Origin of the sequence: Streptomyces sp. NRRL S-87 (assembly GCF_000719335.1) — a bacterium.
GTDB lineage: Bacteria > Actinomycetota > Actinomycetes > Streptomycetales > Streptomycetaceae > Streptomyces.
The window spans coordinates 1-18,165 of the sequence record NZ_JOGB01000002.1; the positions used below are offsets into that span (position 1 = coordinate 1).

The following is an 18,165-nucleotide window of genomic DNA, read 5'->3' on the forward strand; positions in this document are numbered from 1 at the left end:
AGGCCCACCCCTGGGGCAAGGGGGCTCCGCCCCTGGCCTTCGGCCACCCCAGGCCCGGGCCTGCCTCCGGACCAGCCTGCCATGACGCCTCAAGAGGCTCCCCCACACACCACGCGGGGTCGAGATGGCCTGGGCGCGCGAGGTCGGGCCGGTCACCGGCGGAGCGGCGAACGGCGCGGCGAACGGCGCTCGGCGGAGGTGGGTGGTGCGGAGGGCGTCGCGTACGGAGGGGCTACCAGCGCGGCGGCGAGGCGACGGCCCGGGCGAGGACGTCGTCCAGTGCGCGGGCCGTGGTCTCCACGTCGTAGTGCGAGTTGTCGATGATCGGCAGCCCGGACCCGTACCAGCCCGCCATGCGGCCGTGGATGCGGGCCACCTCCTCGTCGGAGAGGCGGCGGTTGCCGGAGCGCTCCGCGTTGCGCTCCAGGACGACCTCCAGGCCGGGCAGCAGCACGACGGGCAGCAGTGCCGGGCCCACGTGCCGCTTCCAGCCGCCGAGACCGACCACCGGCCGGTCGGGGAAGACGGCGTCGTCGACGATGCAGGAGATGCCGTTGGCCAGGAAGTTGCGGGCGGCGAAGCCGCAGGTGCGGCGGGCCAGCCGGTACTGGGCCTCGGAGTGGTCGTTCCAGCCGGCCTGCGGGTCCGCGAAGCCGGAACAGACCCATTCGCGCACGTCGTCCAGGCTGATGTGGGCCGTGGGCACCGGGCGGCTGTTCGCCCAGTGCCGGGCCACCGTGGTCTTGCCCGCGCCCGCGGGACCTATGAGGAGCACCGCGAGCGTCGTGTGGCCCGTGCCGACGGGCCCGCCCGGCGCGTGGGGGACGGGCATCGAGTGCACCGGCGGGGCCACGGGCGGGAGCGCCACGTGTCCCGTGGGCTCGGTCCACCCGTGCGGGCCCGAAGGGGTCTGGGGCACCGGGCCCCAGCCCCCCGTCGCGTGCTGCATCCGCTGCCACTCCGTCCGTACCGCGAGACGCTGATACGGAAACGTTACCGGACGGTCTCGGGCGTCCGGTTCGTCCGCCCGACCTGGGATTCGTCCGGCGACCCGGGGTCCGGCACCGTCGGCCGCGGCCGTACCGGTGGGCCCGGGGCCCACCCGTGCTCCCGGGGCGAACCGGTCGCTCCGGGAGCGTCCGGCCGGCTCAGGCGTCCAGCTCGTCCGCCAGCGCGCGCAGCGCCAGCCGGTACGAGCCGATGCCGAAGCCGGCCACGGTACCCGTCGCCACGGCGGCGATGACCGAGGTGTGACGGAACTCCTCCCGCGCGTACGGGTTGGAGATGTGCACCTCGATCAGGGGCGCGGTGCGCTGGGCGGCCGCGTCCCGCATCCCGTACGAGTAGTGGGTGAAGGCGCCGGGGTTGATGACGACCGGGATCCGGCCGTCGGCCGCCTCGTGCAGCCAGCGGATCATCTGGCCCTCGTCGTTGGTCTCCTTGACCTCGACGGCGAAGCCCAGCTCCTCCCCCAGCTTCTCGCAGGCGGCCACGAGCCCGGTGTACGAGGTGGACCCGTACACGTCGGGCTCGCGCGACCCCAGCCGCCCCAGGTTCGGCCCGTTGAGGACGAACACGCGGCGGCTCACGCCGACACCTCTCCGTACGCGGCGATCAGCATGGCCGGGTCCGGGCCCTCGATGACCGTGGGCTTGGCCAGGCCGTCCAGGACGATGAAGCGGAGCAGGTCGCCGCGGGACTTCTTGTCGACCTTCATGGTCTCCAGCAGCTTGGGCCACTGGTCGCCCCGGTAGGTCAGCGGCAGCCCGACCGAGGCGAGGACGGCCTTGTGCCGGTCGGCGGTGGCGTCGTCGAGCCGGCCGGCCAGCCGGCCCAGCTCGGCGGCGAAGACCATGCCCACCGAGACGGCCGCGCCGTGCCGCCACTTGTAGCGCTCGTTCTTCTCGATCGCGTGGGCGAGGGTGTGGCCGTAGTTCAGGATCTCCCGCAGACCCGACTCCTTCAGGTCGCTGGAGACCACGTCGGCCTTGACCCGGATGGAGCGGACGATCAGCTCGGCGGTGTGCGGGCCGGCGGGCGTACGGGCCGCCTCCGGGTCCGCCTCGATCAGGTCGAGGATCGCCGGGTCGGCGATGAAGCCGGCCTTGATGATCTCCGCGAGGCCGCTGACGTAGTCGTTGACCGGCAGCGACTCCAGCGCCGCCAGGTCGCACAGCACGCCGGCGGGCGGGTGGAAGGCGCCGACGAGGTTCTTGCCCTCGGCGGTGTTGATGCCCGTCTTGCCGCCCACCGCCGCGTCCACCATCGCCAGGACGGTGGTCGGTACGGCGATCCAGCGCACCCCGCGCAGCCAGGTGGCCGCGACGAAGCCCGCCAGGTCCGTGGTGGCACCGCCGCCGACGCCCACGACGACGTCGGTGCGGGTGAAGCCGGACTGGCCCAGCGCCTTCCAGCAGTACGCCGCCACCTCGGCCGTCTTGGCCTCCTCGGCGTTCGGCACCTGGATGGCGACGGCCTGGTACCCCTGGTCCGCCAGATCGGCGCGGAGCGCCTCGCCGGTGGACGCGAGCGCCTCGGGGTGGATGACCGCCACCCGCTTGGCCTTGGTACCGATGATGCCGGCGAGCTCGCCGAGCAGCTGCTCGCCGACCAGGACCTCGTACGCATCGTGGCCGGCGCTCGCGCCGACCTGGATCCGCGTCACGTCCGTCATACGTCCTTCAACTCCAGTGCGTCGAGGATCGCCTCGGCGACCTCTTCGGGGGTGCGGTTGTCGGTGGCCACCTCGACGCGCGCGACGTCGGTGTACAGGTGGCGGCGGGCCTCCATCAGCTCGCGCCACTGCCGGCGCGGGTTGACGGCGAGCAGCGGGCGGGCGGCGCCCAGGCCGACCCGGCGCACCGCCTCCTCGACGTCCATGGACAGGTAGACCACCGGCTGCCCGGCCAGCAGCGCGCGGGTGTCCTCGTCGAGGACGGCGCCCCCGCCGAGCGCCAGGATGCCCCGGTGCTCGGCGACGGCGGTCGCGACGGCGGCCTTCTCCAGCTGCCGGAAGTACGGTTCGCCCTCGTCGACGAAGATCTCGGAGATCTCCCGGCCCTGCGCGGCGACGATGTCCGCGTCGGTGTCCCGGTAGGGCGCGCCGAGCCGTTCGGCCAGCAGCGCGCCCACCGTGGACTTGCCGGAGCCCATCGGGCCGACGAGGACGACCAGGGGTCCGCCGGTCACCGGATGCGCAGGTTGTCGAGGTAGGACGTGACGTTGCGGCGGGTCTCGGCGACCGAGTCGCCGCCGAACTTCTCCACCACGGCGTCCGCCAGGACCAGGGCGACCATGGCCTCGGCGACGATGCCCGCCGCCGGGACGGCGCACACGTCGGAGCGCTGGTGGTGGGCGGCGGCCGCCTCGCCCGTCGCCACGTCCACGGTGGCCAGGGCGCGCGGCACGGTGGCGATCGGCTTCATCGCGGCGCGGACGCGCAGCAGCTCGCCGGTGCTCAGGCCGCCCTCGGTGCCGCCGGCGCGGCCGGAGGTGCGCTTGATGCCCTCGGGGGTGGTGACGATCTCGTCGTGCGCCTTGGAGCCGGGCACGCGCGCCAGCTCGAAGCCGTCGCCGACCTCCACGCCCTTGATGGCCTGGATGCCCATGAGGGCGGCCGCGAGGCGGGCGTCGAGACGCCGGTCCCAGTGCACGTGGGAGCCGAGGCCGACGGGCACGCCGTAGGCGAGGACCTCGACGACGCCGCCGAGGGTGTCGCCGTCCTTGTGGGCCTGGTCGATCTCGGCGACCATCGCCTTGCTCGCGTCCGCGTCCAGGCAGCGCACCGGGTCCGCGTCGAGCTTCTCGACGTCGGCGGGGGTCGGGTAGAGGCCGTACGGGGCCCTGGCCGCGGCCAGCTCCACCACGTGGGAGACGATCTCGATGCCGGCGGCCTCCTTGAGGAAGGACCGGGCGACCGCGCCGAGGGCCACCCGGGCGGCGGTCTCGCGGGCGCTGGCGCGCTCCAGGATCGGGCGGGCCTCGTCGAAGCCGTACTTCTGCATGCCCGCGAGATCGGCGTGGCCGGGGCGCGGGCGGGTCAGCGGCGCGTTGCGGCCGGTCTCCTTGAGCTCCGCCGGGTCCACCGGGTCGGCGGACATGACCTTCTCCCACTTGGGCCACTCGGTGTTGCCGACCATGACGGCCACCGGCGAGCCGAGGCTGAGTCCGTGGCGGACCCCGCCCAGGAAGGTGACCTCGTCCTGCTCGAACTTCATGCGGGCACCGCGGCCATAGCCGAGGCGTCGCCGTGCGAGGTGGTCGGCCACCAGCTCGGTGGTGACCGGGACGCCGGCGGGAAGGCCCTCCAGCGTCGCCACCAGCGCGGGTCCGTGCGACTCCCCAGCGGTCAGCCAACGCAACCTGCTCAACGATGCTCCTCATGCTCGCGCCTCGACGTGCTGCGGCGCGGCCGGGTGCGCGGCCCTGGCCCGCCTGCCCCCGATCCTCCCATGCCGGGGAGGCTGTCTCGATCTCCGGTCCAGCTATTGGACGCCCGTCTCGCCCCCGGGGTCGTCCTGCACCCCTGCCGGGGCCGCCGACCGACGGCGCAGCGCCGCGCGGATCGCCGTGTAGGCGATGATCCCGGCCACGAGGCCGAGCACCGTGTACGCCACCCAGGCCGGCCCGTCGCCGAACACCAGGCGGCCGAGCCCGACGACGACCCGCCCCCCGTCGAACAGCAGATCGGCCTTCGAGGCCAGTACCTGGCCCGCCTCCGTACCCATACCACTCCCCCGTGCGTCGTCGCAGGTGGGAAGCCTACCGAGCGGTCAGGGCCTGCTCTCCGGCGGCCCTCATCGCGGCCAGCGGGCCGGGCCGGCCGGTCATCTGCTCGACCTGCAGGACGGCCTGGTGGACCAGCAGGTCCAGACCGCCGAGGAGCTTCCCGCCACGCCCGTCCCAGGCGGCCGCGAGAGCGGTGGGCCAGGGCTCGTACAGCACGTCGAAGAGCGTGCCGGGGGCCTCCGGCACGTGCGCCGCCAGGGCGTCGGTGGTGCCGGCCGGGGTGGTCGCGATCACCAGCGGCGCCGTCAGCGCCTCGGCCGCGTCCGACCAGGCGGCGGTGCGGACGGCCACGCCGAGCCGCTCGCCCCACCGGCGCATCTCGTCGGCGCGGGCCTCGCTGCGCACGTACGCCGTCACCTCTCCCGTGCAGACGCGGGAGAGGGCGGCCAGCGCGGAGGAGGCGGTGGCGCCGGCGCCCAGGACCGCCGCGGACGCGACCTCCTCCACCCCGCGCTCGTGCAGGGCGGCCACGATCCCGGGGATGTCGGTGTTGTCGCCGAGGCGCCGGCCGTCGTCGGTGAGGACGACGGTGTTGACCGCTTCGACGGAGCGGGCGGTCTCGCTGACCTCGTCGAGCAGCGGGATGACCGCACGCTTGAGCGGCATCGTGAGGGACAGGCCCGCCCAGGTGGCGTCCAGGCCCTCGACGAACGCGGGGAGCGCGGCCTCGTCGACCTCGAAGCGGTCGTACGACCAGTCGTCGAGGCCGAGCTCCCGGTAGGCGGCGCGGTGCAGCACCGGCGAGAGGGAGTGCTCGATGGGTGATCCGAGAACCGCCGCTCGCCTGGCTGCCTGCCGCACGTGTCTACCCTCCGCTGTTCTGCTGCTGATACTTCGCCCGGTTGCGGTTCTGCTCTTCGTTCGTCGCCGCGAACAGGGTCTTGTCCTTCAATGAGACGAAGTAGTACCACGGGCCCGCCGCCGGGTTGACGGCGGAGTGCAGGGCCTCTTCGCCGGGGTTGCCGATCGGACCGGCCGGCAGACCGTGGACCCAGTAGGTGTTGTACGGGTCGTGGACCTTGCGCAGTTCGTCGACGGAACCCACGTTCAGGGTGCTGGAGTTCCGGATGTAGTTCACCGTGGAGTCGAAGTCGAGCAGCCCGTAGGTCTCGGTGTTGTTCGGCTTCAGGCGGTTGTAGACGACCCTGGCGATCTTGTCATAGTCGGGCTTGTTGTTGCCCTCCGCCTGCACGAGGCTGGCCACGGTGATCAGGTCGAGCGGCGACTTCAGGCCCAGGGACTTCGCCTTGGCCTCGTCGAAGCCGAGGCCCTCGTAGTTCGCGACGGCGTTGGTCACCATCTTCTTGAGCAGCTTGTCAGGGGTGTCCGACTTGGCGACGTCGTAGCGCTGCGGGTACAGGAAGCCCTCGAGCGGGTCCTTGATGTCCTTCGCGTTCAGGGCCCAGGCGGGCAGGCCGAGGTTCTTGGCCTCCTTCTTCGCGACCGCGGCGGTCGTGCCCGGGGAGAGCTTCAGGCGCTGGTCGATCTTGGCGTAGACCTCCTTGTTGCGCATGCCCGGGTTCACCATGACGAGCTTCTGGGCGTCGCCGCTGACCATCATCGTGACGGCGGACGCCGCCGACATCTCCTTGTGCAGCGTGTACTGGCCGGGCTGCACGGCCTTCTTGCTGTCCTGCGCCGCCGACGCGAACGCCTCGGCGCTCTTGACCACGCCGGCGTCCTTGAGCACCTGGCCGATGGCGAGCAGGCCGGAGCCCGGCTTGATCTCGACCTCGACCGAGCCGCTGCCCTCGCCGGTGTAGTCCTCCGGGGCGCCGAACTTCGCCTTCAGGAAGTCGTAGCCGTAGTAGCCGATGCCACCGACGCCGCCGACCAGGACGACGGCCACGATGAGGCAGGCCATGCCGTTGCGGCCCTTCCTGGGCTTGCGCCCGCCGCCCCGGCCGTTGCGGCGGCCCCGGCCGCCGCGGCCGCCGTCGTCGCCGTCCTCGTCCTCGTCCTCCCCGCCGCCGGCGAAGAACGCGTGCTCGGGCTCTTCGGTGCGTACGGCCGCGTCGTCCTCGGCGGCCGGCTCCTCCGGCGACTCCTGCCACTCGCCGGCCGGCTCGGGCACCACGTGGCGCCGGTTGGGCGGCTGCGGCGGCGGGTAGGCCTCGGCCGTGGGGTACAGGTCGGGGGCCTCGCCGGGGTAGCCGCCGGGCTGCTGGGCGCCGTAGGGATCCGGGGCGCCACCGGTCCAGGAACCGGTGTCCCAGCTGCCCGTGCCGCCGCCCTGGTACTGCTCGCCGCCCATCGGCTGCTGCCGGGGCTGGCCGGCGTACGTCTGGTGGCCCTGGTGCTGGCCGGGGTACGGCTGCTGGGGCTGCTGCGGATGCGGCTGCTGCGCGTACCCCGGGTGCTGGGCGTACTGCTGGTGCTGCTGGTCGTACTGGCCCTGCTGCTGGTACTGGTCCTGCTGGGCGTACTGGTCCTGCGGCTGGAACGGCTGCTGCTGCGGGTAGTGCTGCGGAGCGCCGCCGGTGGCCTGGTGGTGGCCGGTCTGGGCATGCTGCCCGGTCCACCCCGGGTCCCCGTACAAGGGGTCGTCAGGGTGCCACGGTTCGGGGCCGGTGCCCCGCCCATACTCAGTCATCGGTCTCCCGGAGCCGCGAGACGGTAGGCCGGGGCATGGTTACCCCGGCTTCCGGTCCGCCTCATCCATGGGCGACGGCTGTTCGAAAAGCCGCCACATGGCGCGGAACGTTACCGTACCGCGATCAGATGACCACTTCGACGCACTCGCCAGGCGGATTACCTGATACCCGTTCGGTCTCAAGAGCGTTCTGAAGGATGATCACAGCGGCGGCCTGGTCGATCACAGAGCGGCCCTTCTTCGCGTTCTTGCCGGAGGCCCGCAGGCCCTGGGCGGCGGTGACCGTGGTCATCCGCTCGTCCACCAGACGGACCGTCACGGGCTTGATGCCCTTGGCCAGTTCACCGGCGAAGGCGCGCACCTTGGCCGCGGCCGGACCCTCCCGCCCGCTGAGCGAGCGGGGCAGTCCGACCACGACTTCGAGGGGCTCGTACTCCTCGACGAGCTGGCGCAGCCGCCGGTGGGCGGCCGGGACGTCACGTCCCGGCACGGTCTCCACCGGCGTGGCGAGCACCCCGTCGGGGTCGCACGAGGCGACCCCGATGCGGGCGTCCCCGACGTCGATCGCGAGTCGACGTCCGCGGCGAAGCGTCATCGTCAGGCCGTCTCGACCACGAGGCGCTCGACCGCGGCGATGGCCTCCGGGATGGCGGCCGGGTTCTGGCCACCGCCCTGGGCCACGTCCGGCTTGCCGCCACCGCCGCCACCGAGGGTCTTGGCGGCGGTGCGGACCAGGTCACCGGCCTTGAGGCCGCGCTCGCGGGCCGCCTCGTTGGTGGCGATGACCGTGAGCGGACGCTCGTTGGCCGTGGTGAACAGGGCCACGACGGCCGGCCGGTCGCCGGGGATGCGGCCGCGCACGTCGAGGACCAGCTTGCGCAGGTCGTCGGCGCCGGTGCCGTCCGGGACCTGGCCGACGACCAGGGCCACGCCGCGGATGTCCTGGGCGTTCTCCGCCAGGCCGGCGGCGGCCTGCAGGACCTTCTCGGCGCGGAACTTCTCGATCTCCTTCTCGGCGTCCTTCAGCTTGGACAGCATCGAGGAGATCTTCTCCGGGAGCTCCTCCGGGCGGCCCTTGACCAGCTCCTGGAGCTGGGCGACGACCGTGTGCTCGCGGGCCAGGAAGTTGTACGCGTCGACGCCGACGAGGGCCTCGATGCGGCGCACGCCGGAGCCGATGGAGGACTCGCCGAGCAGCTTCACCAGGCCGAGCTGGGCGGTGTTGTGCACGTGCGTGCCGCCGCACAGCTCCTTCGAGAAGTCGCCGATGGTGACGACGCGGACCTGCTCGCCGTACTTCTCGCCGAACTCGGCGATGGCGCCCTGGCGCTTGGCCTCGTCGATCGGCATGACCTCGGCGTGCACGTCGAGCTCGCGGGCCAGGACCTCGTTGATCTTCTGCTCGACGTCGGTCAGCACGGTGCCGGGGACGGCGGCCGGGGAGCCGAAGTCGAAGCGGAAGCGGCCCGGGCTGTTCTCGGAACCGGCCTGGGCGGCCGTCGGGCCGAGCGCGTCACGCAGGGCCTGGTGGGTGAGGTGGGTGGCCGAGTGGGCGCGGGCGATGGCCCGGCGGCGGCGCACGTCGATGCTGGCGTACGCGGTGGCGCCGACGGTCACCTCGCCGACCTGGACCGAACCCTTGTGGACGGAGACGCCGGGGACCGGCTGCTGCACGTCGCGGACCTGGATGACGGCGCCGGTGTGCAGCTTGATGCGGCCCTGGTCGGCGAGCTGGCCGCCGCCCTCGGCGTAGAACGGGGTGCGGTCGAGGACGACCTCGACCTCGTCGCCCTCGGAGGCGGCGGGCGCGGAGACGCCGTTGACCAGCAGGCCGACGACGGTGGTCTCGCCCTCGGTGTTGGTGTAGCCGGTGAAGGCGGTGGCGCCGGATCCGTCGGCGATCTCGCGGTAGGCGGAGACGTCGGCGTGGCCGGTCTTCTTGGCCTTGGCGTCCGCCTTGGCGCGGTCGCGCTGCTCCTTCATCAGGCGGCGGAAGCCGTCCTCGTCCACGGAGAGGCCCTGCTCGGCGGCCATCTCGAGGGTGAGGTCGATCGGGAAGCCCCAGGTGTCGTGGAGCAGGAACGCCTTGTCGCCGGCGAGGACGGTGCCGCCGGCGGCCTTGGTCTCGGTGACGGCGGTGTCGAGGATGTTCGTGCCGCCCTTGAGGGCCTTGAGGAACGCGGCCTCCTCGGCGAGCGCGACGGTCTCGATGCGCTTGCGGTCGGTCTCCAGCTCCGGGTACTGCTCGCCCATCGTCCTGATCACGGTGTCGACGAGCTCGCCGACGACCGGGCCGGTGGCGCCGAGCAGGCGCATGTTGCGGACGGCGCGGCGCATGATGCGGCGCAGCACGTAGCCGCGGCCCTCGTTGCCGGGGGTGACGCCGTCGCCGATGAGCATGACGGAGGTGCGCATGTGGTCGGCGACCACGCGCAGGGAGACGTCGCTGTCGTGGGTCTTGCCGTAGGCGACACCGGTGAGCTCGGTGGCCTTGTCGATGACGACCTTCAGGGTGTCGGTCTCGTACATGTTCTGTACGCCCTGGAGGATCATCGCCAGGCGCTCCATGCCGAGGCCCGTGTCGATGTTCTTGGCGGGGAGGTCGCCGAGGATCGGGAAGTCCTCCTTGCCGTCGCCGGCGCCGCGCTCGTACTGCATGAAGACCAGGTTCCAGATCTCCACGTACCGCTCGTCGTTGACGGCCGGGCCGCCCTCGACGCCGAAGTCGGGGCCGCGGTCGTAGTTGATCTCGGAGCAGGGGCCGCAGGGGCCGGGGACGCCCATGGACCAGAAGTTGTCCTTCTTGCCCAGGCGCTGGATGCGCTCGGCCGGTACGCCGACGACGTCGCGCCAGATCTGCTCGGCCTCGTCGTCGTCCTGGTAGACGGTGATCCAGAGCTTCTCCGGGTCCAGCCCGTAGCCGCCGTGCTCGACGGAGCCGGTCAGCAGCTCCCAGGCGAGCTTGATGGCGCCTTCCTTGAAGTAGTCGCCGAAGGAGAAGTTGCCGCACATCTGGAAGAAGGTGCCGTGCCGGGTGGTCTTGCCGACCTCCTCGATGTCCGGCGTGCGGACGCACTTCTGGACGCTCGCGGCGCGCGGGAAGGGCGGCTTGACCTCACCCAGGAAGTAGGGCTTGAACGGCACCATGCCGGCCGGGACGAGCAGCAGAGTCGGGTCGTCCGCGATGAGCGACGCCGAAGGGACGACGGTGTGACCGCGCTCCTCGAAGAAGCTCAGCCAGCGGCGGCGGATTTCAGCCGACTCCATCAGTGGTCCTCATTCCGGTTGTACGAATTCAGTCGGGGGTACTGCACGTGTTCGGCCCGCTCGGGCGCGTCGAGTGCGGCGCGCCTGCGGGGTCCGGGGAGCGCCCGGGCCTGGTCGGGGTCCTGGCGCAGCCCCAGCGCGTCGTTGAGTTCGTCCTCGCGCTGGGCCATGCCGGCCTTGATGTCGAGGGCGAACTCCTTGAGGCGGTGACCCGCCTCGACGGCCTTGTCCGCGGCCTGCGCGGCGAGGCTCTCGGGGGTCAGCTGCTTGAGCTTGCGGTTGACCTTGGTCGTGGCCCACACGCCCGCTGCGGCGCCTGCGGTGAACCAGAAGGTACGGCGGAACATCGCGGCTTTCAGTCCTTCTGCTTCCTGCGCCGGGCCGGCGGCACGGTGCGTCCGACGATCACCGTACGCCGGGATGCCTTCGGGGGCACCTCCTCCGTACGGCCCAGCGCGCGGCGCACCCCGTAGCCGAACGCGGCCACCTTGACCAGCGGTCCGCCGAAGGCGGAGGCCACGGTCGAGGAGAGCGCGGAGGCGTTGGAGGTGACCTCCTGGACGTCGCTGGTGATGGCGTCGACCTTGTCGAGCTGGGTGCGGGCGGAGCGCACGGTGGTGGAGGCGTCGGCCAGCAGCGGGACGGCCTGGTCGGTCACGTCCGCGACGAGCCTGGTCGCCGCCTTGAGCGTCTGGGCCAGCCTCACCAGCACCACGGCGAGGAACGAGACCAGGATCGCCCAGAAGACGGCCACGAGGATCCCGGCCACCTCTCCACCGGACACGTTGCACCGCTCCCTGATCCAAGAGAAAACGCGAGAAAATCTTTCCTCCGACCCTATCGCGCCGGGGGTGTGCCGCCGTACCGGAATTCCGAGGTCGGCAGAGCCGTTTGTACGCACCGCTTACGGGCCAGTACGCTCCGTGTCCCATGCGACCAAGGACGTGCGGCAATCTTCCCTCGGAGCCGGCGGGCTTCGTCGGGCGGGGTCCCGAACTCACCGAGGTGGGGCGCCTGCTGGAGCGCTCGCGGCTGGTGACGGTGACGGGGGTGGGCGGGGTGGGCAAGTCCCGGTTCGCCCGGGAGGCGGCCCAGGGGCTGCAGGAACGCTTTTGCGACGGCGTGTGGCTGGCCGAGCTGTCCGCCGTGCGGGCCCCGGGCCTGTTGGACCACGCCGTCACCGAGGCGCTCGGGCTGACCGACCACACCTCACGGAAGCCCCGGGCCGTACTGGCCGACCACCTGGCCGAGCGGCGCCTGCTGCTGGTCCTGGACGGGTTCGAGCAGCTGGTGGACCCGTGCGCGGAGCTGGTGCGGGAGCTGCTGCGCCGGGCGCCGGGGCTGCGGGTGCTGGCGGTCGGCCGGCGGCCGCTGTGCCTCGACGGCGAGCACGCCTTCCCGCTGGCGCCCCTGGAGCGTGCGGACGCGGTGGCGCTGCTGGTGGCGCGGGCGGCGGCCGCGGCTCCGGGCTTCGCGGTCGGGGAGCGGGAGTCGGCCGTGGCGGAGCTGTGCGACCGGCTGGAGGGGCTGCCGCTGGCGTTGGAGCTCGCGGCGGTGCGGCTACGGTCGCTGTCGGTGGGGCAGCTGCTGGAGCGGCTGGACGACCGGTTCCGGCTGCTGACCGGTGGGGCGCGCGGCGGGCTGCCGCGGCACCGGGCGCTGCGGACGGCGATCGGCTGGAGCCATGAGCTGTGCACGGCGCAGGAGCGGCTGCTGTGGGCGCGGCTGTCGGTGTTCGCGGGCCGGTTCGACCTGGACGCGGCGGAGTACGTGTGCGGGGGCCCGGACCTCCCTCCGGAGGAGGTGCTGGACGTCCTGGCCGAGCTGCTGGCCCAGTCGCTGCTGGTGCGGGAGGACACGGCGGCCGGGGTCCGCTACCGGATGCTGGACACCGTACGGGAGTACGGCGCGGTGTGGCTGGCCGCGCAGGGCGAGACGGAGCGGCTGCGGCGGCGGCACCGGGACTGGTACACGGGCCTGGCCACGTGGTGCGAGCTGGAGTGGTTCTCGCCGCGCCAGCACGAGGTGGCGGCGCTGGTGGACGCGGAGCTGGCGAACCTGCGGCTGGCGCTGGAGTGCTGCCTGGAGGATCCGCAGGACGCGCACCTGGCCCAGTACCTGGCGGGCACCCTGTGGTTCTCCTGGGCGGGCTGCGGCCGCCTGGCGGAGGGGCGGCACTGGCTGGACCGGGCGCTGGAGGCGGGTGCGGACCACGAGGGCTCGCGGCTGAAGGCGCTGTGGGTGCTGGGGTACGTGGCCGCGCTGCAGGGGGACGCGGTGGCGGCGCTGACCGCGCTGCAGGAGTGCCGGGACGGGGCGGTGCTGGCGGGCAGCCGGGTGGCGCTGGCGTACGCGGTGCACCGGATGGGCTGCCTGGCGCTGGTATCGGACGACATGGAGCGGGCGGCGGAGCTGCTGGGCGCGGCGCTGGAGCACTACCGCGAGGTGGGCGAGCTCAACAGCAACGTGCTGATGTGCCAGGTGGAGCTGGCGATGGCGACGGCGTTCCGGGGGGACCTGCCGGGCGCGCTGCGGCTGTGCGACGAGGTGCGGGAGATCTGCGAGGACCACGGGGAGCGGTGGACGCGGGCGTACGCGCTGTACGTCCTGGGGTACGCGGCCCTGGGCGGCGGGGAGCTGCGCGAGGCGCGGGCGCTGCTGTCCGAGTGCGTGACGATCAACCACGCGTTCCACGACCTGCTGGGCCTGGTCCTGGCGGTGGAGCTGCTGGCCCTGGTCACCGTGGCGGAGGGGGATCCGGCGGAGGCGGCGGTCCTGCAGGGCGGGGCGGAACCGGTGTGGGACTCGGTGGGGCTGCAGCTGTTCGGTTCGGCCTACTTCAACGCACCGCGGCTGGCCTGCGAGGAGCAGGCGCGGGAGGCGCTCGGTGCGGAGCGGTACGCGGCGGGCGTACGACAGGGGCGGGACCTGGACCTGGACGCGCTGGCGGCCCGGGCGCTGGCGCCGCCGCCGCGACCGGTGCGGATGCCGCTGCCCAAGCCCCGGATCGAGGGTGCGGCGGAGCGGGTGCCCGGGGACGGACGGTCGGCGGACGGCAGGTCTTCGGACGGACGCACGGCGGAGGGCAGGTCCCCGGAAAGCAGCAAGCCCGCCGGCTCCCAGGACGGGAACCGGCGGGCTTGACCAGCCTGTGAGGCTACGCGCGCCGACGGATCAGCGGGCGTAGTACTCGACGACGAGCTGCTCGTCGCAGATGACCGGGATCTCCTTGCGGTTCGGCTCGCGGTCCAGGCGGAAGGCCAGGGCCTTCAGGTTGACCTGCAGGTAGCGCGGCGTCTCGCCCTCGCCCGCGTAGCCACCCTCACGGGCGACCTGGAACGGGTGCTTCTCGCGGCTGCGCTCGCGGACCGTCACGATGTCGTCGGGACGGACGCGGAACGACGGCTTGTCGACCTTGCCGCCGTTGACCTCGATGTGGCCGTGAACGACCATCTGGCGGGCCTGGTAGATGGTGCGGGCGATGCCGGCACGCAGGACCAGGGCGTCCAGACGACGCTCGAGCTCGATGACCAGGGCCTCACCGGTCTTGATCTCGGCCTTCTTGGCGCGGTCGTACGCACGGGCGAGCTGCTTCTCGCTGATGTCGTACTGGGCGCGCAGACGCTGCTTCTCGAGCAGACGGACCTTGTAGTCCGAGTTCTGCTTGCGGCCGCGGCCGTGCTCGCCCGGCGGGTAGGGGCGAGCCTCGAAGTACTTGACGGCCTTCGGCGTCAGGGCGATGCCGAGGGCGCGAGACTTCTTGACCTTGGGTCGCGACTGGTTCACGGGGAACCTACCTCCATGTAAGTTAGGTGAGCCTTACCTTATTCGAGGAGGACGTAATGTCTCGACCACATGGGATCCCCCTGCCCAGTGCGCATCGCAGTTCGGACGAGAACACATCCACGTCCGCTTGCGACGACGGTAGACAGAGTCAGCCGCGTCCCAGGGAAGGCGCTCGACAGCTCACCGGAGCCGAGCGCGTACGAACCCTCGTTGAGTCCAACGCCTCAGTATCCCTCACTCTGCCCGGTGCTCGTGACGCGCAGGGCGGCCACGAGCTGGAAGAACTCGGGACAGGGGTGCCGGTCGCGCGGACCGTCACCCCGGACGGGGACGTGATTCTCCTTGTGTCGGGGGAATCCGCGGCAGCCAGGGCAGCCGCTCACGCCCAGGACGACGACCTCACCGCCGTGATCGAGATCACGGATGTGGCGCCGGTGTCCGTGCCCCATCGTATCCGGGGCCGCGCGTGGCTCGCCGGGTGGCTCACCCCGGTGCGCGGGGACGACCGCGTGCCGGCCGCCCTGCTGCTCGCCGAGCGGCATCCCGTCGGCGAGCTGCTGGGCCTCGGGGAGGCGCTGACGGAGGAGCCGCTGCCGGGCCGGTACGGGCGTCCGGCCTGGCAGATGCTGCGCCTGGAGGTCGGCGAGATCGGGGTCGACGACCTGTGGGGGGCCGAGTCGGTGCACCCCGACGAGCTCGCCGCGGCGGAGCCGGATCCGCTGGCCGCGCACGAGGCGGAGCTGCTCCAGCACCTTGCCGCGTGCCACGGCGAGCAGGTGCGGGAGCTGTGCGCGCTGCTCGGCGCGCGGGAGGCGGCGGCCGCGGGGCAGCGGGTCGTACCGCTGGCGCTGGACCGCTTCGGGCTGCGGGTCCGGTTCGCCGGGGAGCGGCCGTTCGACGCGCGGTTCGACTTCGTCGAGCCGGTGCGGGACGTGTGCGGGCTGCGGCGCGCGATGCGGTCGCTGTTCGAGGCCGCCGGGCACTGAGCCGGGCCCCGGGCGACCGCTCACACCCTGGTCACCGGCGCGAGCAGTTCCTGCCCGGCCCCCGGGACGACGGGGACGGACCGGGTGTTGATCATGTCGTCGGCCTCCACGGTGCCTGCGCCCGCCATGTCGACGTGGACGCGCAGTCCGTAGGAGGCGGCGGGATCGAGGTCGGGCAGCAGCACCCGGAAGGGGATGCGGCCGCCCGGCGACAGCGGGACGTCGGTCTGGACCTGGGCGCCCACCACGATGGAGGCCGCGTCGGCCAGGGAGACGTCCCGGACCTCGACCAGGAGGCGGGCCGCCACCTGTGCCGGCGCGTCCGGGGGGAGGGCCACGAAGCCCTGCACGGTGTCGCTCACGCCGCCGCCCTGCCCGCCACCGGCCGCCGCGACCGTCCGGCCGGGTCCCGGTCATCGATCCGGGACAGCAGCGCGGCCACCTCGGCAGTGATCTGCAGTCCCGTCCGCTCTTCCACGAACAGCCACTGTCCGGCGGGATTCACCTCGAAGAACACGTACTCCCCGTCGGGGCGCCTGCGCAGGTCGACGGCCCCGTACACCAGACCGAGGCTGCGGACGAGGTGCAGCAGCCTACGGGTGAGGTCTTGGGGAAGGGTCACCGGCCGTACGACCGCCTCGCCGACGACCATCCGCATGTCGACCGGGTAGCGCGTGGCGGAGGCGTCGATCTCGGCGGCGAAGACGCGGTCGCCGACCACGGTCACCCGCAGGTCCGCGCCCGGCACGAACTCCTGGAAGATCACCGGGGCGTAGCGGACGGAGTCCAGCTGCCCGAGGTACTCCCTGCGGACGAGCCGGGTCTCCCGCCAGGCGTCGTCGGCCGCTGCGGCGAAGGCCTTGAAGACGGTCCGTCCGACGCCCACCTCGTCGATGAACCGGCGCGCCCGCTCCGGCTCGTTCGTGACGAGGGTGCGCGGCAGCGTCAGCCCGACGCGGCGGGCGACCTCCCACTGGTACGGCTTGTGGTGGGCGGCCCCGTCCAGTGCCGGGGGGTTGACCCACGTGCAGTCGAGCGCGTGGAACAGGCCGTGCAGGGCCTGGCCCGTCTCGACGGCGGCGAAGTTCTGGTCCCGTGCCGTGCCCAGCGCGCGGTCGACGGTGAACGGACGCACCCGCCGCCACCAGGCGACCCGGCAGCGGTCGAGCCGGATGCGCCCGGTGGGCGGTGTCAGGGTGTGGGCGGGCTCCCCGCCCGCGGCGTAGTCGAGGGTGATCGCGCCGCGGGCGGGGAAGTCGGCCAGGTCGACGCGGACCACCTCGCGGCCGGCCGACTCCAGCCGGCGGATGACCGCGAGGGCGTGGTCCTCGTCGTAGGAGACGACGAGGATCATCGCGGCCCGCTGCCGGCGGCGAGCAGCGATCCCAGTTGGGACACGAGACTGTTGTGGTTGGTCACGGCGGTCGTGAGGCCCTGCTGGAGCACCCCGACGAGCTCGGTGAGCCGGCGCACCTGCTCCGCCAGCCCGTCGCCCTGGGCAGCGGGCACGGTGGGCGCCTGGTGCGGGGTGGCCAGGACGAACGGTGTGCCGTTCGTGCCGACCGCGGGCGTCAACCCGTCCAGGAGGGGGTTCTTGTCGGTGATCGGGTCCTTGATCGGGTCCTTGCCCGCGCCCTTCATGTCGAAGATCGGGTCCTTGAGGGGTTCCTTGAAGGTGGCCGGGGCCGGGTACATCGCGTGGACGCCGTCGATGTCGCCCTGGGACAGAGCGGTGCGCTGGCCCATGACCACGCCGGGGGGCAGGGGATGCAGCGCGACGATGGTCGGCTTGGTGCCGTCGACGGCGAACGCCCTGGGCGGGTAGTGCATGATCGAGCCGTAGTCGTACGACCCCAGGTCGTCGCCGTCGGCGATGTGCTGCAGGAAGTTGTGCTGCATGGACGGGTCGACGTTCGAGAACACGATCTTGACGAACTGGTCCCGGTCCTCACGGCTCTGCTCGTGCCAGAGCCCCACCGTGTGGCCGATCTCGTGGATGGCGTTGCCGGCCGAGCAGTTGGGGCCCAGGGTGATGAGCTGGCGGCCGCCGCGGCGCCCGACGTTCGACGAGCAGCCGTCACCCGGGACGAAGGCCACGAAGTCCAGGTGGGAGGAGGAGCGCGGGACGAACCGGATCCGGGTGTGTGCCTCCCAGTGCGCGATCGCGTCCGTGACGCGCGACGGGTCGGGGAGGGCGGGGTCGATCTCGAAGGGGACGGTGGCGTTCGGCCAGCGGAACTGCTGGCCGGGGATCCCGACCGATTGGACCACGGGGCCGGCGTCCGACGAGGCCGCGTCCTGCAGGTCCTTCACACGGCCGAGCACGATGTCGCCTTCGAACACGGCCATCCCGCCCACGTCGGCGTACGGGAGGCCCTTGGCCGTGAAGGTCTCGCCGGACACCAGCGCGACGCCGGCGATGGGGCCGGACCGGTGTTCGCCTGAGCCGGTCACCCCGTTCTTCCCGGCAGCGGGGCGCGTGCGGGCGGCGGTCTTCTCCGTCGCCTTCCCGCTCTGGCCTGCGGCGGCCTTCTTCATGCGGCGGTTGGAGTCGGCAGGGGTCGGGCTCATGGTTCACCTCGAGGAGGGGGAGGGGGTGGGCCGCTGCCATCTGTTCCACGTCGCGGCCCCGCTCTACCTCTCCCCTACCTCTCCGGTAGGACCATTCGGCCCGAACCGCCTTTCACCGCATGGAGGTACCGCAGCCGCCCCACCCGGGCATTCGCCGCCCGGCCCCCAGGGCCG

General features: G+C 72.6%; 18 protein-coding genes. 2 read left to right on the forward strand and 16 right to left on the reverse strand.

What is annotated here, in order from left to right:
* Positions 1 to 232: 232 nt before the first annotated feature.
* The 12 genes from IF43_RS0101070 to IF43_RS0101125 form a co-directional block, all read right to left on the reverse strand.
* Positions 233 to 949, reverse strand: coding sequence for an AAA family ATPase (locus tag IF43_RS0101070; RefSeq protein ID WP_051794509.1), 717 nt, complete (start codon positions 947 to 949; stop codon positions 233 to 235).
* Between the two features lie 199 nt (positions 950 to 1,148).
* Complete coding sequence (gene aroQ / locus IF43_RS0101075) at positions 1,149 to 1,589, reverse strand: type II 3-dehydroquinate dehydratase (protein WP_030192722.1); 441 nt, start codon at positions 1,587 to 1,589, stop codon at positions 1,149 to 1,151.
* Entirely contained in the window at positions 1,586 to 2,674 is a 1,089-nt protein-coding gene (gene aroB, locus IF43_RS0101080) for a 3-dehydroquinate synthase (protein ID WP_030192723.1), read from the reverse strand. Before aroB ends, aroQ begins: the two co-directional genes overlap by 4 nt.
* A complete protein-coding gene (locus IF43_RS0101085) occupies positions 2,671 to 3,189 on the reverse strand; it encodes a shikimate kinase (RefSeq protein WP_030192726.1) in 519 nt (172 codons plus the stop codon). Before IF43_RS0101085 ends, aroB begins: the two co-directional genes overlap by 4 nt.
* Positions 3,186 to 4,370 (reverse strand): chorismate synthase, encoded by a 1,185-nt coding sequence (gene aroC / locus IF43_RS0101090; protein WP_030192729.1) that lies wholly within the window; start codon positions 4,368 to 4,370, stop codon positions 3,186 to 3,188. The genes IF43_RS0101085 and aroC overlap by 4 nt, the downstream gene beginning before the upstream one ends.
* A gap of 114 nt (positions 4,371 to 4,484) precedes the next feature.
* A complete protein-coding gene (locus IF43_RS0101095; RefSeq protein WP_030192730.1) occupies positions 4,485 to 4,727 on the reverse strand; it encodes a hypothetical protein in 243 nt (80 codons plus the stop codon).
* A gap of 34 nt (positions 4,728 to 4,761) precedes the next feature.
* Positions 4,762 to 5,589, reverse strand: a complete 828-nt coding sequence (locus IF43_RS0101100) for a shikimate dehydrogenase (RefSeq protein ID WP_030192731.1) — start codon at positions 5,587 to 5,589, stop codon at positions 4,762 to 4,764.
* Positions 5,590 to 5,593: 4 nt separating this feature from the next.
* Positions 5,594 to 7,381 (reverse strand): endolytic transglycosylase MltG, encoded by a 1,788-nt coding sequence (gene mltG, locus IF43_RS0101105; protein WP_030192732.1) that lies wholly within the window; start codon positions 7,379 to 7,381, stop codon positions 5,594 to 5,596.
* A gap of 124 nt (positions 7,382 to 7,505) precedes the next feature.
* Positions 7,506 to 7,976, reverse strand: a complete 471-nt coding sequence (gene ruvX / locus IF43_RS0101110) for a Holliday junction resolvase RuvX (protein ID WP_030192733.1) — start codon at positions 7,974 to 7,976, stop codon at positions 7,506 to 7,508.
* Between the two features lie 2 nt (positions 7,977 to 7,978).
* Positions 7,979 to 10,648: an alanine--tRNA ligase gene (alaS, locus tag IF43_RS0101115; protein WP_030192734.1), complete on the reverse strand. Its 2,670-nt coding sequence runs from the start codon at positions 10,646 to 10,648 to the stop codon at positions 7,979 to 7,981.
* Positions 10,648 to 10,995: a DUF6167 family protein gene (locus IF43_RS0101120; RefSeq protein ID WP_030192736.1), complete on the reverse strand. Its 348-nt coding sequence runs from the start codon at positions 10,993 to 10,995 to the stop codon at positions 10,648 to 10,650. The genes alaS and IF43_RS0101120 overlap by 1 nt, the downstream gene beginning before the upstream one ends.
* An 8-nt stretch (positions 10,996 to 11,003) precedes the next feature.
* Positions 11,004 to 11,432 (reverse strand): DUF948 domain-containing protein, encoded by a 429-nt coding sequence (locus tag IF43_RS0101125; protein WP_030192738.1) that lies wholly within the window; start codon positions 11,430 to 11,432, stop codon positions 11,004 to 11,006.
* Between the two features lie 146 nt (positions 11,433 to 11,578).
* On the opposite strand from IF43_RS0101125, the gene IF43_RS0101130 reads away from it, so the two are divergent.
* Complete coding sequence (locus IF43_RS0101130; RefSeq protein WP_051794511.1) at positions 11,579 to 13,792, forward strand: AAA family ATPase; 2,214 nt, start codon at positions 11,579 to 11,581, stop codon at positions 13,790 to 13,792.
* 30 nt (positions 13,793 to 13,822) lie between these two features.
* On the opposite strand, the gene rpsD is transcribed toward IF43_RS0101130, so the two are convergent.
* On the reverse strand, positions 13,823 to 14,434 hold the full coding sequence (gene rpsD, locus IF43_RS0101135; protein WP_030192742.1) for a 30S ribosomal protein S4: 612 nt from the start codon (positions 14,432 to 14,434) through the stop codon (positions 13,823 to 13,825).
* A gap of 56 nt (positions 14,435 to 14,490) precedes the next feature.
* Here rpsD and IF43_RS35950 point away from each other — a divergent pair, with 56 nt between their 5' ends.
* Positions 14,491 to 15,420 carry a DUF2470 domain-containing protein gene (locus tag IF43_RS35950; protein ID WP_030192744.1) on the forward strand — a complete coding sequence of 310 codons (930 nt, stop codon included), beginning with the start codon at positions 14,491 to 14,493 and terminating at the stop codon, positions 15,418 to 15,420.
* Positions 15,421 to 15,440: 20 nt separating this feature from the next.
* On the opposite strand, the gene IF43_RS37735 is transcribed toward IF43_RS35950, so the two are convergent.
* The 3 genes from IF43_RS37735 to IF43_RS0101155 are packed head-to-tail and all read right to left on the reverse strand — an operon-like array spanning position 15,441 to position 17,991.
* Positions 15,441 to 15,782, reverse strand: coding sequence for a YbaY family lipoprotein (locus IF43_RS37735; protein WP_030192745.1), 342 nt, complete (start codon positions 15,780 to 15,782; stop codon positions 15,441 to 15,443).
* The gene (locus IF43_RS0101150; RefSeq protein WP_063753256.1) at positions 15,779 to 16,774 is read right to left on the reverse strand and encodes an MvdC/MvdD family ATP grasp protein; all 996 of its coding nucleotides are present in this window, start codon (positions 16,772 to 16,774) and stop codon (positions 15,779 to 15,781) included. The genes IF43_RS37735 and IF43_RS0101150 overlap by 4 nt, the downstream gene beginning before the upstream one ends.
* The gene (locus tag IF43_RS0101155; RefSeq protein WP_199922652.1) at positions 16,771 to 17,991 is read right to left on the reverse strand and encodes a M12 family metallopeptidase; all 1,221 of its coding nucleotides are present in this window, start codon (positions 17,989 to 17,991) and stop codon (positions 16,771 to 16,773) included. The genes IF43_RS0101150 and IF43_RS0101155 overlap by 4 nt, the downstream gene beginning before the upstream one ends.
* Between the last annotated feature and the right edge of the window lie 174 nt (positions 17,992 to 18,165).

Excerpts from the sequence above, each read along its gene's own strand:
- aroB (WP_030192723.1), bottom strand. The coding sequence starts at position 2,674 with ATGACGGACGTGACGCGGATCCAGGTCGGCGCGAGCGCCGGCCACGAT.
- IF43_RS0101120 (WP_030192736.1), bottom strand. The coding sequence starts at position 10,995 with ATGTTCCGCCGTACCTTCTGGTTCACCGCAGGCGCCGCAGCGGGCGTG.
- IF43_RS35950 (WP_030192744.1), top strand. The coding sequence starts at position 14,491 with ATGTCTCGACCACATGGGATCCCCCTGCCCAGTGCGCATCGCAGTTCG.
- alaS (WP_030192734.1), bottom strand. The coding sequence starts at position 10,648 with ATGGAGTCGGCTGAAATCCGCCGCCGCTGGCTGAGCTTCTTCGAGGAG.
- IF43_RS0101150 (WP_063753256.1), bottom strand. The coding sequence starts at position 16,774 with ATGATCCTCGTCGTCTCCTACGACGAGGACCACGCCCTCGCGGTCATC.
- IF43_RS0101095 (WP_030192730.1), bottom strand. The coding sequence starts at position 4,727 with ATGGGTACGGAGGCGGGCCAGGTACTGGCCTCGAAGGCCGATCTGCTG.
- IF43_RS0101155 (WP_199922652.1), bottom strand. The coding sequence starts at position 17,991 with ATGAGCCCGACCCCTGCCGACTCCAACCGCCGCATGAAGAAGGCCGCC.
- IF43_RS0101070 (WP_051794509.1), bottom strand. The coding sequence starts at position 949 with ATGCAGCACGCGACGGGGGGCTGGGGCCCGGTGCCCCAGACCCCTTCG.
- mltG (WP_030192732.1), bottom strand. The coding sequence starts at position 7,381 with ATGACTGAGTATGGGCGGGGCACCGGCCCCGAACCGTGGCACCCTGAC.
- ruvX (WP_030192733.1), bottom strand. The coding sequence starts at position 7,976 with ATGACGCTTCGCCGCGGACGTCGACTCGCGATCGACGTCGGGGACGCC.
- IF43_RS0101130 (WP_051794511.1), top strand. The coding sequence starts at position 11,579 with ATGCGACCAAGGACGTGCGGCAATCTTCCCTCGGAGCCGGCGGGCTTC.